This window comes from Xanthomonas sp. WHRI 8932A (genome assembly GCF_035012785.1).
Classification (GTDB): Bacteria; Pseudomonadota; Gammaproteobacteria; order Xanthomonadales; family Xanthomonadaceae; genus Xanthomonas.
Map to the genome: position 1 here is coordinate 210,193 of NZ_JAYGQQ010000011.1, position 13,737 is coordinate 223,929.

The 13,737-nt window shown below is 65.9% G+C and carries 14 protein-coding genes; 7 read left to right on the forward strand and 7 right to left on the reverse strand.

What is annotated here, in order from left to right:
* The first annotated feature begins 191 nt into the window (after positions 1–191).
* Positions 192–500 (forward strand): DUF3247 family protein, encoded by a 309-nt coding sequence (locus VC212_RS18655; protein WP_115529182.1) that lies wholly within the window; start codon positions 192–194, stop codon positions 498–500.
* Positions 501–588: 88 nt separating this feature from the next.
* Positions 589–1,926 carry a sorbosone dehydrogenase family protein gene (locus VC212_RS18660; protein ID WP_323515009.1) on the forward strand — a complete coding sequence of 446 codons (1,338 nt, stop codon included), beginning with the start codon at positions 589–591 and terminating at the stop codon, positions 1,924–1,926.
* 929 nt (positions 1,927–2,855) lie between these two features.
* Here VC212_RS18660 and VC212_RS18665 read toward each other — a convergent pair.
* Entirely contained in the window at positions 2,856–3,116 is a 261-nt protein-coding gene (locus VC212_RS18665) for a hypothetical protein (RefSeq protein WP_115513966.1), read from the reverse strand.
* Between the two features lie 212 nt (positions 3,117–3,328).
* Here VC212_RS18665 and VC212_RS18670 point away from each other — a divergent pair, with 212 nt between their 5' ends.
* Genes VC212_RS18670 through VC212_RS18680 form a run of 3 tightly spaced genes read left to right on the forward strand, consistent with a single transcriptional unit; the run spans position 3,329 to position 5,783 of the window.
* Entirely contained in the window at positions 3,329–4,396 is a 1,068-nt protein-coding gene (locus VC212_RS18670; RefSeq protein WP_323515008.1) for a class I SAM-dependent methyltransferase, read from the forward strand.
* A complete protein-coding gene (locus tag VC212_RS18675; protein ID WP_323515007.1) occupies positions 4,393–5,106 on the forward strand; it encodes a pseudouridine synthase in 714 nt (237 codons plus the stop codon). The genes VC212_RS18670 and VC212_RS18675 overlap by 4 nt, the downstream gene beginning before the upstream one ends.
* Complete coding sequence (locus VC212_RS18680) at positions 5,103–5,783, forward strand: HAD family phosphatase (RefSeq protein WP_323515006.1); 681 nt, start codon at positions 5,103–5,105, stop codon at positions 5,781–5,783. The genes VC212_RS18675 and VC212_RS18680 overlap by 4 nt, the downstream gene beginning before the upstream one ends.
* 467 nt (positions 5,784–6,250) lie before the next feature.
* Here VC212_RS18680 and VC212_RS18685 read toward each other — a convergent pair whose 3' ends face one another.
* From VC212_RS18685 to VC212_RS18710, 6 genes are all read right to left on the reverse strand, one after another.
* The gene (locus VC212_RS18685; protein WP_323515005.1) at positions 6,251–7,057 is read right to left on the reverse strand and encodes an SDR family oxidoreductase; all 807 of its coding nucleotides are present in this window, start codon (positions 7,055–7,057) and stop codon (positions 6,251–6,253) included.
* 187 nt (positions 7,058–7,244) lie between these two features.
* Positions 7,245–7,805, reverse strand: a complete 561-nt coding sequence (locus VC212_RS18690) for a DUF1415 domain-containing protein (protein WP_055847951.1) — start codon at positions 7,803–7,805, stop codon at positions 7,245–7,247.
* Positions 7,806–7,937: 132 nt separating this feature from the next.
* Complete coding sequence (locus VC212_RS18695; RefSeq protein ID WP_323515003.1) at positions 7,938–8,795, reverse strand: alpha/beta fold hydrolase; 858 nt, start codon at positions 8,793–8,795, stop codon at positions 7,938–7,940.
* Positions 8,773–10,512 carry an ATP-binding protein gene (locus tag VC212_RS18700; RefSeq protein WP_323515002.1) on the reverse strand — a complete coding sequence of 580 codons (1,740 nt, stop codon included), beginning with the start codon at positions 10,510–10,512 and terminating at the stop codon, positions 8,773–8,775. The genes VC212_RS18695 and VC212_RS18700 overlap by 23 nt, the downstream gene beginning before the upstream one ends.
* A complete protein-coding gene (locus VC212_RS18705; RefSeq protein WP_323515001.1) occupies positions 10,505–10,966 on the reverse strand; it encodes a hypothetical protein in 462 nt (153 codons plus the stop codon). Before VC212_RS18705 ends, VC212_RS18700 begins: the two co-directional genes overlap by 8 nt.
* A gap of 117 nt (positions 10,967–11,083) precedes the next feature.
* Complete coding sequence (locus VC212_RS18710) at positions 11,084–11,569, reverse strand: YajQ family cyclic di-GMP-binding protein (protein WP_055847960.1); 486 nt, start codon at positions 11,567–11,569, stop codon at positions 11,084–11,086.
* A 106-nt stretch (positions 11,570–11,675) separates the two neighbouring features.
* Between VC212_RS18710 and VC212_RS18715 the strand changes: the two genes are divergently transcribed.
* Both VC212_RS18715 and VC212_RS18720 read left to right on the forward strand, forming a co-directional pair.
* Positions 11,676–12,572: a DMT family transporter gene (locus VC212_RS18715; protein WP_115555130.1), complete on the forward strand. Its 897-nt coding sequence runs from the start codon at positions 11,676–11,678 to the stop codon at positions 12,570–12,572.
* A gap of 156 nt (positions 12,573–12,728) precedes the next feature.
* Positions 12,729–13,736, forward strand: a complete 1,008-nt coding sequence (locus VC212_RS18720; RefSeq protein WP_115513957.1) for a methionine ABC transporter ATP-binding protein — start codon at positions 12,729–12,731, stop codon at positions 13,734–13,736.
* The last annotated feature ends 1 nt before the right edge of the window (position 13,737 follow it).

Genomic DNA, 13,737 nt, shown 5'->3' on the forward strand with positions numbered 1-13,737 from the left:
CGGCGCGGCGGCAACGTCGCGCAACTGAAGGTGTTGCCACAGGCACGGGTCGCTCGGTTTGGGAGCGGACCGCGTGAGATCGCCGCCCATGCATGCGCGGTGCACACTCAGGCAAACACAGCTGCAGCGTTTGCTGCATCGTTCACGCACGATGGCCTAGCGTGATGCGCTCCGCTCAGGGAGACATCTCGATGTCCAAATATGCTCCGCACGTGTATTCCGAACACGTGCAAATCGCCACGCTCGAACATTGGGTCTCATTGCTCAACGGACAGGAGCGTGTGCGGATCGAGCTCGACGACGGCAGCATGCTCAGCGGCACCGTCGCAGTGCGCCCGACCATCCAGACCTATCTCGATGACAACGACAACGAAGGCGTCAACGGACAGTTGCGGCTGGATCAGCTTGATGCCTCGCAGGAGCCGCACTGGATCTGGATGGATCGCATCGTGGCCGTGCACCCGCTGCCACTGGGCGACGATCCACAGGTCATGCGGTGACGCGGGCGTGTTGACGATGTATTTACTTCTTCCTGGGCGGTTGCCGGCATGATGACCGACTGTCGCAACTGTTCAGGATTGGCTCGCAATGCATGCACCCCTGCTCCCGCTCATTCGCTGGCCGCTGTCGTTGCTGGCGGTTGCCGTTCTCGCCGGATGCGGCGACACCGCCACGCTGGCCATCGAACAGGGGACCGGGCCTGACCCGCAATTGCCCGAGCCGGTCAAACGCCTGATTCCCACGGTGAAGGTAGCCCCGGTCAAGCGCTGGGCCGCCAACGCCAAACCCATGGCCGCCGACGATCTGCAGGTCAATGCCTTTGCGCGCGATCTCGATCACCCGCGTTGGGTGTACGTGCTGCCCAATGGCGATGTGCTGGTGGCCGAAACCGCCGAGCCGCCCAAGCCTGAAGATGCCGAAAGCGGTGGTGGTCTGCGCAAGAAAGTGCAGGGCGCAGTGATGAAGAAAGCTGGCGCCGTGGTGCCCAGCGCCAACCGCATCACCTTGCTGCGCGATGCCGATGGCGACGGCGTGGCGGAGGTGCGCACGCAGTTCATCAGCGGGCTGTTCTCGCCGTTCGGAATGGCGCTGGTCGGTGACCGCTTCTACGTGGCCAATGCCGATGCGCTGGTGAGCTTTCCGTACAAGCCGGGCGACACGCACATCAGCGCCAAGCCCACGTTCGTGGCCAATCTGCCTGGCGGGCTCAACCACCATTGGACCAAGTCGCTGCTGGCCAGTGCCGATGGCAGCAAGCTGTACGTGGGCGTCGGGTCCAACAGCAATGTGGCCGAAAACGGCATGGAGGCCGAGCTCAACCGCGCGGCGATCCTGGAGATCGATCCGGCCACCGGCAGCAGCCGCGTGTTCGCCAGCGGGCTGCGCAATCCGGTGGGCACCGCGTGGGAACCGCAGAGCAAATCGCTCTGGGTAGTGGTCAACGAACGCGACGAAATCGGCAGCGATCTGGTCCCTGACTACCTGACCTCGGTGCGCGATGGCGGCTTTTACGGCTGGCCATACAGCTACTACGGTCAGCACGTGGATGAGCGGGTGGAACCGCAAAATGCCGGATTGGTGGCCAAGGCGATCAAACCGGACTATGCGCTGGGCCCGCATACCGCTTCGCTTGGCCTGACCTTCGCCAGCGGCAGTTCGCTGCCGGAGCGTTTTCGCCAGGGCGCCTTTATCGGCCAGCACGGCTCGTGGAATCGCGACCCGCCTAGTGGTTACAAGGTGCTGTTCGTGCCGTTTGTCGATGGCAAGCCCAGCGGGACGCCGATCACAGTGCTGGATGGATTTCTGGACGCCGAAGGCAACGCGCAGGGACGCCCGGTGGGCGTTGCACCCGACAACACCGGTGCCTTGCTGGTGGCCGATGACGTGGGCAACGTGATCTGGCGTGTGACGCCGAAGGCGCGGTAAGCGAGGGCGTTCGCAGGCTTTGTTCCTTCTCCCGGCGGGAGAAGGTGCCCGAAGGGCGGATGAGGGTACGTACGCAGCCTCGTGGATATGCTGCATAGCGTGGCTTCGCCCCGTACCCTCACCCCAACCTCTCTTCCGAGGGGAGAAGGGCTTTGTTCCTTCTCCCGACGGGAGAAGGTGCCCGAAGGGCGGATGAGGGTACGTGCGCAGCCTCGTGGACATGCTGCATAGCGTGGCTTCGCCCCGTACCCTCACCCCAACCCCTCTCCCAACGGGAGAGGGGCTTTTGTCCCTTCTCCCCTCGGGAGAAGGTGCCCGAAGGGCGGATGAGGGTACGTGCGCAGCCTCGTGGACATGCCACATAGCGTGGCGTTGCCCCGTACCCTCACCCCAACCCGTCTCCCGAGGGGAGAGGGGCTTTGTTCCTTCTCCCGGCGGGAGAAGGTGCCCAGAGGGCGGATGAGGGTACGCGCGAAGCCTCGTAGACGTGCTGCGTATTGGGCTTCGCCTCGCACTTTGATCTCAACTTCTCTCTCGAGTGGTGAGGACCTTTGATTTATCGCCGCTTTCCTGTTGAGGAGCAGGATTCTCTGAGGTGACGGTTCTCTCCGGGCAGCCGCATTTGGCGACCAGGAGATTATTAGTCGCAACAAGGGCGGTCAAAAGAAACCGGGCATTTGCCCGGTTCTTGGTGGACATGCGGCGCGGGCACCATGGCCATGCAACGTAGATGCCGTGGCATCTACGTGGACACCACATCGTCAATAGAAGCAGCACAGCTCACGCGTCCATGCCTGCCGCGCCAAGCTCTTGTGCGCGTATCGACGAGCAGCCGCTAGCCAGATTTCAACAAGATGCGGCTAGCCGAACAGTTAACCGATACTGCACATGCCGCACGCAGTTCAATCATCTGCACTAAAGAACCACGCTCAGCGCGGCGCCTCTGGCGATGCACTGAAACGGCGTGCGTAGCCGCGCTCTTCGGTGATCCGGATGACGTCGGCGTCGGCCATTTCTGGCGCGCCGTAGACCGCGTAGGCCACGCTGCCGTCGTCGCGCTCACCGACCTGATGCAGGCGGTAACGGGGGCGGCCGGCGCCGGTGTTTTCGGGGTAATGCATCGGTGGTGGCGTGTCGTCCAGGTCCATTTCGCTGTTGTCGACGACTCCACCTACGAACAGGGCTCGCATCGCGTATCTCCGGTGTGGGCTTGGCTTCCAGCCTAGGCCGGCAGATGTTGCGTGCGCATCAACGGTCCGTATAAACAGCGCAAGGCAATCCGTTCGCAGGTCACGCAATGGACGACCCGCGTCAGCGCATGGCAAGCACGGATCGCGTGGCGAGCACGGGCGGCAGGCAGGGCTCCCTTACAATGTCGGCCTGTTCCCGACCTGATGATCCGATGGCTGGCCCGCACGATGCCCCGCTTCAAGCCCTGTTCCTGCCCTTCGCCCAAGGCGTGCTGCCGTGGCCGACAGGCCCTGTGCTGTTTTTGCGCGCGCGCGACGGCTTCCCGCTGCGCGAGCACGCGTCCGCCGACGCGCTGACCTGCGAGCAGAGTTTCCGCCCGTTTGCGCAGGCGCTGGAGGGCAGTGGCTGGAGCGTGCGCGAAGAGAGCGAGATCGAGGCCGACAGCACCCGCTACGCGCTGGTGCTGGTGCTGCCACCGCGGCAGCGCGAAGAAGCGCGCGCGTTGTTTGCGCGCGCGCTGGCGCTGACCGCGCCCGGTGGCCGGGTGGTGGCGTGCCAGTCCAACAACGAGGGCGCGCGCTCGGGCGAGGCCGATCTGCGCCAGCTCGCCGGTCTGGCCGGCAGCCTGACCAAGCACCATTGCCGCACCTACTGGACCGCGCCGCTGCCCGCCGACACCGATGCCGCGCTGCAGGCGCGCTGGGCGGCGCTGGATGCGCCGCGCAAGATTCTGGATGGACGCTTCGTGAGCCGACCGGGTGTGTTCGCCTGGGATCGCATCGATCCTGCGTCGGCGTTGCTGGTCGAGCACCTGCCCGCCACCCTGGCCGGGCACGGTGCCGATCTGGGTGCGGGGTTCGGGTATCTCTCGGCCGAAGTACTGGCGCGCTGCGCCAAGGTCACTGCGCTGGATCTGTACGAAGCCGAAGCGCGTGCGCTCGCGCTGGCGCGACGCAATCTGCAGGACATCGCGCATCCTGCGCAGCTGCAGTACCTCTGGCAGGACGTCACCGCCGGGCTTGCGGCGCAGTACGACTTCATCGTCAGCAACCCGCCATTCCACACGCCCTCGCGCGCCGATCGCCCGGACATTGGCCAGCGTTTCATCGCTGTGGCCGCGCAGGCCTTACGCCCGGGCGGGCAGCTGCTGCTGGTGGCCAACCGGCATCTGCCTTATGAGCAGGTGCTCAACGAAAGCTTCGGCCAGGTACGCGTGGCCGCCGAGCGTGGCGGCTTCAAGTTGATCGCTGCCGTGCGCGGCAAGGCGGCACGCGCATGAAGCTGGTCAAACACATCGCCAATCTCGGCTATGGCAGCCGCAAGCAGGTGACCCAGCTGTTTCGCCAGGGCGCCGTGACCGATGTGCAGGGCGAGGTGCTGTATGCCGACGATCAGGTGGAGCACGACGCCATCCGCATCGATGGCGAGCCGTTGGACCCGCCGCCGGGTTTCAGCCTGTTGCTGCACAAGCCCAGCGGTTACACCTGCTCGACCAAGGACACCGGCCGGTTGATCTACGAACTGCTGCCACCGCGGTTTCGCTCGCGTGCGCCAGTATTGGCACCGGTGGGGCGGCTGGATCGCGAGACCAGCGGCGTGCTGCTGATGACCGACGATGGCGCGTTGCTGCATCGGATCATTTCGCCCAAATCCGCACTGGACAAGGTCTACGAGGTCAGCTTGGCCGAAGACCTGCGCGGCGATGAAGCGGCGCTGTTTGCCAGCGGCGAGCTGCTGCTGGAAGGCGAAACCAAGCCATTGCTTCCCGCCGAGCTTGAGGTGCTTGGCGCGCGCCAGGCACGCCTGACCTTGCACGAGGGCCGCTATCACCAGGTGCGCCGCATGTTCGCCGCCGCCGGCAATCACGTGGCGGCATTGCATCGCAGCCGCATCGGCGGCTTGTCGCTGGACGCGCTGCCATCGGGCCAATGGCGTGCTTTGGAGGCAAGCGATCTGGAGGTGTTGTTCGGGCGCGGAGCGACTGCATGACGGCGGCCATACCGCTGCCGTTTCGCCCGCAGGCGGTGATCTTCGATATGGATGGTTTGATGCTCGACAGCGAGCGCGCCATCACCGCCTGTCTGGCGCAGGCGGCCGATGCGCAAGGGCTGACAATCGAACCGACGTTCTGGTTGCAGATGGTCGGTACCGGCGATGTCGCCTGCCGCCGTCTGCTTGGCGAACGCGTCGGCGACGCCGCTGCCGAACGCATGCTGGCGCGTGCTCAGCTGCTCTATGACGCCGTCGCAGAGCGTGGTATTCCGCACCGGCCCGGCATCATTGCGTTGCTGGAGTATCTGGCTGCGCTCGGCATGCCACGTGCGGTGGCGACCTCCACCCAACGCCCGCTTGCCTTGCGCAAGCTGAAAGCGGCCGATCTGCTGTGGCGCTTCGATGCCGTGTGCACCGCCAGCGATGTGCAGCATCCCAAGCCGGCGCCGGATATTTACCTGCTGGCAGCGCAGTCGCTGGGCGTGGAGCCTGCACACTGCCTGGTGCTGGAAGACTCGCCGACCGGCGTGCGCGCTGCACTGGCGGCAGGCATGACCCCGATCCAGATCCCTGACCTGCTCGAACCCGATGCGGACGTGCGCGCGTTGGGCCATCGCATCATGCCCTCGCTGGGCGATGCGCAGCGCCTGCTGGAAGCGCAACTGTCGGGTTGATCAGCGGGTGTGGGTGAGCGTCCGAAAAAGCCTTCGGAAAAGCGTCTGGAACGCAGCGCCCAAATGACAGTCGTAGCAATACGCGCTGGCGATGAGTCCACCACGCACGAGCGATCAGTGCGCAACAACTAAAGCCCAGCTCCCGCCGGTGCGAGAAGGCACGGTTAGCGCGCCACTGGCGCGCCTACCTTGGAGCGGAGCGCCCGCGTCGTAAACGCGGGCGGGGGCGCGGAGCGGTGAGGGCACGAGCAGCCGACTCACACCACACCGCGCATAGACAACGCCCAAAGCGCAGCAGCAGCGGACGTAGATGCACGACGCGCGCGCCGATCTCCAGGCTTCCGCCTCACCGATCCCAACGTCGATGTCGTGCATGACGAACACCATAGACCGGCAAGCACGCGCTTGTTTGCATCGCAGCAGCGCGCTGCAAAGCGGATCACGCAAGCCGTATCAGCAGCACGCCCTCACACGTACTGCATCTTGCGCGACATGCCTCCGTCGACGATGAAGTCCTGCCCGGTGACAAACCCGGATAGTTGCGGCGACAGCAGGTACACCGCCAGCTGCGCGATGTCTTCCGGCGTGCCCACACGTCCGGCCGGATGCTGCGCATGGTCGCGTCGCGAGAGCCTGGGCGCACGACGACGTTGCGGTGCACGCCAGGCGTCGGTGCTGATCCACCCCGGACTGATACTGTTGACGCGTACCTGCGGGCCTTCGCTCAGTGCCAATGCATGGGTAAACGCGACCAGGCCACCTTTGGCCGCCGCATAGGCTTCGCTATGCGGCTCCGACTGCCAGGCGCGGGTGGAGGCGATATTGACGACCGCACCACCGCCATCTGCCTGCGTCAGTGCAGGCAAGGCATGTTTGCTGCATAAAAACGCGCCATGCAGGCTTGCCAGACGCCGATTCCAGTCATCCCATTCCAGCTGCGGCAACGGCGCAACGTGCGGGTCAGGTACGCCGGCGTTATTGACCAGGCCATCGAGTCGGCCGAAGCGCTTGTACGCCGTGGCGATCAGACGCGCGGCCTGGGTCTCTCGCGCTGCATCGCAACGCACGAATGCACTGCGTTGCGGCAGCGCCCAGTCCTGCAGACAGGCCTTTCCGGCAGCGGCGTCCAGATCGCCGATCACCACGCTGCCGCCGGCACCGAGCACGGCCTGCGCAATGCCGCGTCCAATCCCTTGCGCGCCACCGGTGATCACCACCACGCGGTCCTGCAGCGGTGACGGGTTCCATGCGGAAACAGCGGGAATCAGGGCCATGGCGTGCGCGCATAACGAAAGGGTGCGGCACTGTAGCGCGCGCCATGTCAGTGCTGCAGCAACACCGGCGACGCCTACGGTAGCGTCGCGACCGCGCTTTTCACGGACATTTCAACGGATTGCCGCCGCCGCACGGTGCCGGCGTTCGGCCCCTGCTGCACGCATTGGCGCGCGGCAGGGCGCAGGCTCAGTGTTGGGCGCCGTTCAACACGCGTTCCCAGCCCGCTCGGCCCAGCCGTTCCAGCGTCTGGATATTGCGCTCGACAATCACGTCCGGATCCGGGTACGCCGCCACCGCACGCTCCACGCTGTCCTCGCGCAGCAGGTGCAAGGTCGGGAAGGGCGAGCGGTTGGTGAAGTTGGCCACATCGTCCAGCGCGGCGCCTGCGAATTGATAGTCGGGGTGGAAGCTGGCCACCTGCAGGATGCCTTGCAGGTCCAGCGCTTCCACCGCCGCGTCGGCATTGTCGAGGAAGTCGTTGTAATCCAGGAAGTCGGTGAGCACGTCCGGATGCACGATCAGGGTGGTGTCGATCTGCTCGGCCGGCGTGTCGCGCAGCAGAACCAGTTCTTCGGCCAGTTGTTCCAGCAGCGCCTCGGGCGTACTGGCATCGCTGAGCACCAGCCGCACTTGTTCCTTGACGTACACCGCCTTGGCGAACGGACACAGGTTCAGTCCGATCACCGCGCGTTCAATCCACGTGCGGGTAGCGGTCAGCGGATCGGGCGTGGCAGGCGTGGTGGTCATCGTGGCGGCGGCGTGATGGCGCGCCAGTGTATGCGATCGCTGCCGAAGCGGCCGCCCGGGCCGATTCACCAGCGATGACGCAACAGACGCAACCGATGCTGCCCGGCGCCATGCTGCCCCGCGCACGCGCAATCAGCGTGCGTCGCTGTCGTCGCTGCGCGGCGCCTCGCCAATGTGCGCACCGACATGCGGGCGCAAGAACTCCACCGACACCTGGGCGACGTACTCGGCCAGTGGCGTCTTGTGCGGCGACCCGATGGCATGTGCGCCGCTGTCGAAGGCGATCGCCTGCTTGAGCGGGGCAGCCGTGCCCAGCGCATCGAACATGGCCAGCATCGCCGGCACCGAGGCAATCTGATCTTCGTCGCCATTGGCCGCGCGGTAATAGCCCAGCAGCACCGGGCAGCGCACCTGTGGCCACGGCGGCGCAGCGGCAAGTGCGTCGAACAGGCCGCGCAAGCTACGAAAGCCGTCCGGATGGATGGTGTCCGACCAATACGCCAGTTCCGCTGCGCTGCGCGGGTACGGGTCGGCAATCGGCGCATCGGCGTCGCAAAGCCGATCGAGCAAGCCCGCATTGACCGGCTGGATGCCCGGCGACCATGCCACTACCGTCGCAACCTGCTCGGGATGCTGCGCCGCAAGCCAGAGCGCCAAGGTGCCGCCCATTGATGAGCCAACAATTGCCACACGCTCGCCCATCCGCCGCGCCTGCGCCAGCGCCTCCAGCGCAGAGCGTTGCAGCGCCGCCGTCGTCAGCCCCTGCATCGCATCGGGCGCGCTGCCTCCATGGCGGGGCCAGCGGTGCACGTAGCCGTTGGCACCCAGCGCATCGGCCATCTGTTCGGGCAGCGCGCCGGCCTCGCCCGGGCTTGCAGAAAATCCATGCAGGAACAGCAGCGCCACGGCGGTACGTGTGTGGGCAGCGCTGCGCCAATGCCAGCGCGCCGCATTGCCGGGCTTCAACTCAGTGCTGTCGTTGTTGTGCATGGTGGGCCAGCAGTGCGAGTAGTTCGTGGGCGTTGATCGGCTTGGATAGATAACCTGCCACGCCGGCGGCTGCCGCTTCGCGTATCGAATCGGCGCGCGTATCGGCGGTCAATACGATGATTGGCGGCAGCGCGGCAATCGCATCGCGGGCCTGGCCCAATGCATCCCAGCCGGAGGTGCCGGGCATGTGCAGATCGAGAAACACCAGATCCGGCGCGGCCTGGGCAATGCGCTGCACCGCATCGGTGCCATCGACATGGAAGCTCACCCGATGCCCGGCACGCGTCAGCAAATTGCCGATCACCAGGCGATTGGTGTCCATGTCCTCGAAGACCAGGCAATGCAGCGGCGGCACGGTCTGCGCGTGGTGCGCGAGCGCATCGCGCAGGCCGAGCGTGCGGCTGCTGTCGGCCGCGGCCACGGGCAGCTCGAAGATCCAGCGGAAAATGCTGCCACCGGCGGGGTTGTCGCTCACCGTCAGGCTGCCGTGCATCGCATCGGACACCGACAAGGCGATATACAACCCCAGTCCGACGCCGCCCTCGGCACGGCTGAATCCGGTGCTGAGCTGGGTGAACGGCGTAAAGATGTAGGCCTTCTTGTCGTCGGGCACACCGATGCCGGTGTCGGTGATCGTCGCGGCGATCGACCAGCGCTGCTGTAGCTGCGTGGCTTCGATCAGCAACTCGACCGCGCCACCGGCCGGGGTGAACTTGATCGCATTGATGACCAGGTTGCTGATGACCTGCTCGATGCGGCCCTCGTCGCCCAGCACATGGGGCGTCTCCGGTGCCTCCATGCGCACGCTCAGCGACACGCCCTTGGTGGATGCGGCGGTCGCGCAGACCGCTTTGACGGTGGTCAGCACGTCCAGCATGCTCAGTGGCTTGCTCTGCAGCTGCAGCCGCCCACCGTCGATGCTGGCTACGTCCAGCACTTCATTGACGCGATGGCGCAGCGCGGTCGCATTGACCGTCACCGCCTGCATCAGGTCGCGCTGTTCGGCTGGCATGCCGTCGGTATCGATCAGCTGCGCGCAATTGATGACCGCATTCAACGGCGTGCGCAGCTCATGGTTCATGGTGCTGATGAAGCGGCTTTGCGCATCGCGCGAGGCCAGCGCCTGCAGCGCCACTTCCTGCATCGCAAGCACGATGCGCGCCACCAGCAGCGGCAAAACCATGCTGAGCGCCACCGCATACACAAAGTACGCCGGCCGCGACAGCCAGTAGCCGCTGGGTGCGGTCAACAGCATCAGCACGAAGGTGCTGAGTAGCACCGGCAAGGTGGCGCGTTGCCCATAGCGCGCCACCGCAGCGATGGTGATGAACGGCAGAAACGCGTTCAACGACATCAACAGGATGAAGGCCAGCGTGGTCTGGATGCCGATGAACAGCAGGCTCATCGCAAAGCCCATCGCATCCAGCCACTCACCCGGCGGGATGATCCGGCGCCGCACCAGCACCATCCACGCCACCGAGACGACCCACACGGTCACTGCGGTGGGGAAGACGTTGTGCGCATCCTTGACCAGCACCGGCTGTGGGCCGTACAGCCAGCCCAGGCACCACAGGGTCACCATGGTCTGCACGATCACGCGGCCAACGCAGGCGCGGTATTCCAGAAACGACTCGAACAGCCGCACGAGTCTGTCGTTGCGCAACTGCCTGGCCGCCAGAATCAGGCCGGTCGCTGCGTGGTTGGGAGTGCTACGCATGAGGGTCCGCGTCGTCGATGGGAAGGGTGCGCCGGTAGCGCTTGACCAGTAGACCTGCGGCAGTGGCCACGGCGGTGAAGCGGTGCGCAAGCGTGTCGCTCAGCGCGTCGCTTTCCACCTCGCCGCGTAGCTGATCGCAGGCCTTGAGCAACTGCTGCGAGCCGGTCAACGAGATGGTGTTCTTCAACGAATGGATCTGTTCCAGCGCCTGCGCCTGGCTGGTGTCGGCAGCGCCAAGCGTGCAGCGCGCAATGGCGTGTTCGATCTCCACCGCAAAGGCGTCGGCAAAGGCCGCTGCAGCCACCGGATCGAGGCCGGCGATGGTGTGCAGCGTCGAGCCGCTTTCGATCTGCGGTTGCGCGTGGATCTCGGTCGCCTGCACACCGCCTGCGGCAGACGCGTTTGCCTGCCGGGCGTGCAGGCGATGCAACAGGCGGGTGAGCAGCGAGCGCATCGGGGCCGCTAGCCCTGCAGCCCGTTGCGGCGATGGTGATCCACGCAGGGATGCCGCAGGCCTCGGTTGCCCCACTGCGCGTCGGTCACCGCACTCACCGGCATCGCTCAACCACGCTCAGTCGCGAAAGTTGTCGAACTGCAGCGGCTGCTCGAAATCGGCTTTTCTCAGCAGCGCCATCGCGTCCTGCAAATCGTCGCGCTTCTTGCCGGTGACGCGCAGCTTGTCGCCGTTGATCTGCGCTTCGACCTTGAGCTTGGCTTCCTTGAGCTTGGCCACCAGCTGCTTGGCCTGCTTCTGCTCGAGGCCCTGCTTGACGGTGACCTTCTGCCGCGCGCCGGCCAGATTGGTTTCCACATCGCCAAAGTCCAGGCAGCGCACATCGATGCTGCGCGCCAACAGCCGCGCCCGCAGGATGTCGGTCATCTGCTTGAGCTGGAAGTCGCTGGGGGCGGACTGGTTGATGACCTTGCCATCTTCCAGTTCGAACTTGGCTTCCACGCCCTTGAAGTCGAAACGCGTGTCCAGTTCACGGTTGGCCTGGTCTATCGCATTGGTCAGTTCGTGCTTGTCGACTTCGGACACCACGTCGAAGGAAGGCATGCAAAGCTCCTGTTGGCTGGAAACAGCCGCCATTCTAGGCCATCGTGCCGCGATGGCCGTCATCGACGCATGGCGGTCGGCGCGCTGCGACGGCGATAATGCGCCCATGCCCAGCACCCGTTCTCCGCTCCCCGCCATCGCCTGGATGGTCGCCGCCGTGGCCTGCTTCTCGCTGATGGATGCGGCGATGAAGCTGCTGGCTGCGCAGTACCCGCCGTTGCAGGTGACGCTGTTGCGCGGTGCCGCGTCGCTGCCGTTCGTGCTGGTGTGGGTGTTCGCCACTGCCGGGCCGCGTGCCATCGTGCCGGTGCGCTGGGGCCTGCATCTGCTGCGCGGGGCCTTGGGCATGGTGATGATCGGCTGCTTCGTCTACGGCCTGAAGCGCATGCCGCTGTCCACCGCCTACACCATCTACTTTGTGGCGCCGTTGCTGGTGGCCGCCTTGTCGGTGCCGCTGCTGGGCGAGCACGTGGGGCCGCGGCGCTGGACGGCGATCGGCATCGGCCTGGTCGGGGTCATCGTGGTGCTGCGCCCGGGCGTGGGCGGCTTGATCTCGTTGCCTGGCCTGATGGTGCTGCTGGCGGCCACGGCCTACGCCATCGCCGCGGTCACGGTGAGCCTGCTGACCCGCACCGATACGCCGCAGTCCATGGTGGTGTGGTTTTTGCTGTTCATGGCGATCGGCGCCGGGGTGCTGGCCATCCCCGACTGGGTGCCGCTGCGGGCCAGCCACGGCTGGCTGATCGCCGGCATGGGCCTGGCCGGCGCGCTGGGGCAGATTGCGCTGACCCAGGCGTTCCTGCGCGGCGAGGCCTCGATGATCGCGCCGCTGGAATACACCGGCCTGGTCTGGGTGATCGGCTGGGACTGGCTGCTTTGGCAGACCTTGCCCGACGGCTGGACCTGGACCGGCGCCGGCATCATCGTCGCCAGTGGGCTGTATCTGCTGCGCCGGGAGCGGATTCGCCAGACCGATCGCCCGTTGCCGCTTGAACGGCCGTGAGTGGGGATTGGGGAGTCGGGATTCGGGATTCGGGATTCGCAAGGGCACAACGCCCTTGCCTTAGCGACTCCCCAATCCCGAACCATAGAACCGAATGGAATGACGGCCGTAAACATTGACTGGTAGGCTTCACGACCCCCCAATCGGCCACCCGCGGTGATCCAGTTTCAGGGCCTGCACAAGTCTTACTCCGTCGACGGTCGCCAGATCGTGGCGTTGCACCCGCTCGATCTGCGGATCGGCCCCGGCGAGGTGTTCGGCATCATCGGCCATTCCGGTGCCGGCAAATCCACGCTGATCCGGCTGATCAACCGGCTGGAAGAGCCTAGCGGTGGGCGATTGCTGATCGGCGAGGACGACGTCACCGCGCTGGATAGCCAGGGCCTGCGTGGCTTGCGCCGGCGCATCGGCATGATCTTCCAGCACTTCAATCTGCTGTCCTCGCGCACCGTGGCCGGCAATGTCGCCTTTCCGCTGGAACTGGCCGGCACTGCGCGCGCCGAGATCGATGCACGGGTGGCCGAGCTGCTGGCGCGGGTCGGTCTGCAGGAGCACGCCAACAAGTATCCGGCGCAGCTGTCCGGCGGCCAGAAGCAGCGCGTGGGCATTGCGCGTGCGCTGGCCACCCGCCCGCAGATCCTGCTGTGCGACGAGGCCACCAGCGCGCTGGACCCGCAGACCACCGCCTCGGTGCTGCAGCTGCTGGCGCAGATCAACCGCGAGCTGGGCCTGACCATCGTGCTGATCACCCACGAGATGGACGTGATCCGCCGCGTCTGCGACCGCGTGGCAGTGCTGGACGCCGGCAAACTGGTGGAAACCGGCCCGGTCACCGAAGTCTTCCTGCATCCCAAACATGCCACCACGCGGCGCTTCGTGTCCGAAGCCGAGCACGTGGACGAGGCCGAGCTGCACCGCGATTTCGCCGCCGTCGGCGGACGTGTGGTGCGGCTGACCTTCCTGGGTAACGGCACCTATGAGCCGGTGCTGGGCCGCATCGCCCGCGAGACCGGGGTGGACTACAACATCCTGTCCGGGCGCGTGGACCGCATCAAGGACACGCCGTATGGCCAGCTCATCGTCGCCCTGACCGGTGGCGACCAGAATGCAGCGCGCGCCGGCTTCGTCGCCGCCGGCGTGCACGTAGAGGACCTGCGCGTATGAA

Excerpts from the sequence above, each read along its gene's own strand:
- VC212_RS18655 (WP_115529182.1), top strand. The coding sequence starts at position 192 with ATGTCCAAATATGCTCCGCACGTGTATTCCGAACACGTGCAAATCGCC.
- VC212_RS18660 (WP_323515009.1), top strand. The coding sequence starts at position 589 with ATGCATGCACCCCTGCTCCCGCTCATTCGCTGGCCGCTGTCGTTGCTG.
- VC212_RS18665 (WP_115513966.1), bottom strand. The coding sequence starts at position 3,116 with ATGCGAGCCCTGTTCGTAGGTGGAGTCGTCGACAACAGCGAAATGGAC.
- VC212_RS18670 (WP_323515008.1), top strand. The coding sequence starts at position 3,329 with ATGGCTGGCCCGCACGATGCCCCGCTTCAAGCCCTGTTCCTGCCCTTC.
- VC212_RS18675 (WP_323515007.1), top strand. The coding sequence starts at position 4,393 with ATGAAGCTGGTCAAACACATCGCCAATCTCGGCTATGGCAGCCGCAAG.
- VC212_RS18680 (WP_323515006.1), top strand. The coding sequence starts at position 5,103 with ATGACGGCGGCCATACCGCTGCCGTTTCGCCCGCAGGCGGTGATCTTC.
- VC212_RS18685 (WP_323515005.1), bottom strand. The coding sequence starts at position 7,057 with ATGGCCCTGATTCCCGCTGTTTCCGCATGGAACCCGTCACCGCTGCAG.
- VC212_RS18690 (WP_055847951.1), bottom strand. The coding sequence starts at position 7,805 with ATGACCACCACGCCTGCCACGCCCGATCCGCTGACCGCTACCCGCACG.
- VC212_RS18695 (WP_323515003.1), bottom strand. The coding sequence starts at position 8,795 with ATGCACAACAACGACAGCACTGAGTTGAAGCCCGGCAATGCGGCGCGC.
- VC212_RS18700 (WP_323515002.1), bottom strand. The coding sequence starts at position 10,512 with ATGCGTAGCACTCCCAACCACGCAGCGACCGGCCTGATTCTGGCGGCC.
- VC212_RS18705 (WP_323515001.1), bottom strand. The coding sequence starts at position 10,966 with ATGCGCTCGCTGCTCACCCGCCTGTTGCATCGCCTGCACGCCCGGCAG.
- VC212_RS18710 (WP_055847960.1), bottom strand. The coding sequence starts at position 11,569 with ATGCCTTCCTTCGACGTGGTGTCCGAAGTCGACAAGCACGAACTGACC.
- VC212_RS18715 (WP_115555130.1), top strand. The coding sequence starts at position 11,676 with ATGCCCAGCACCCGTTCTCCGCTCCCCGCCATCGCCTGGATGGTCGCC.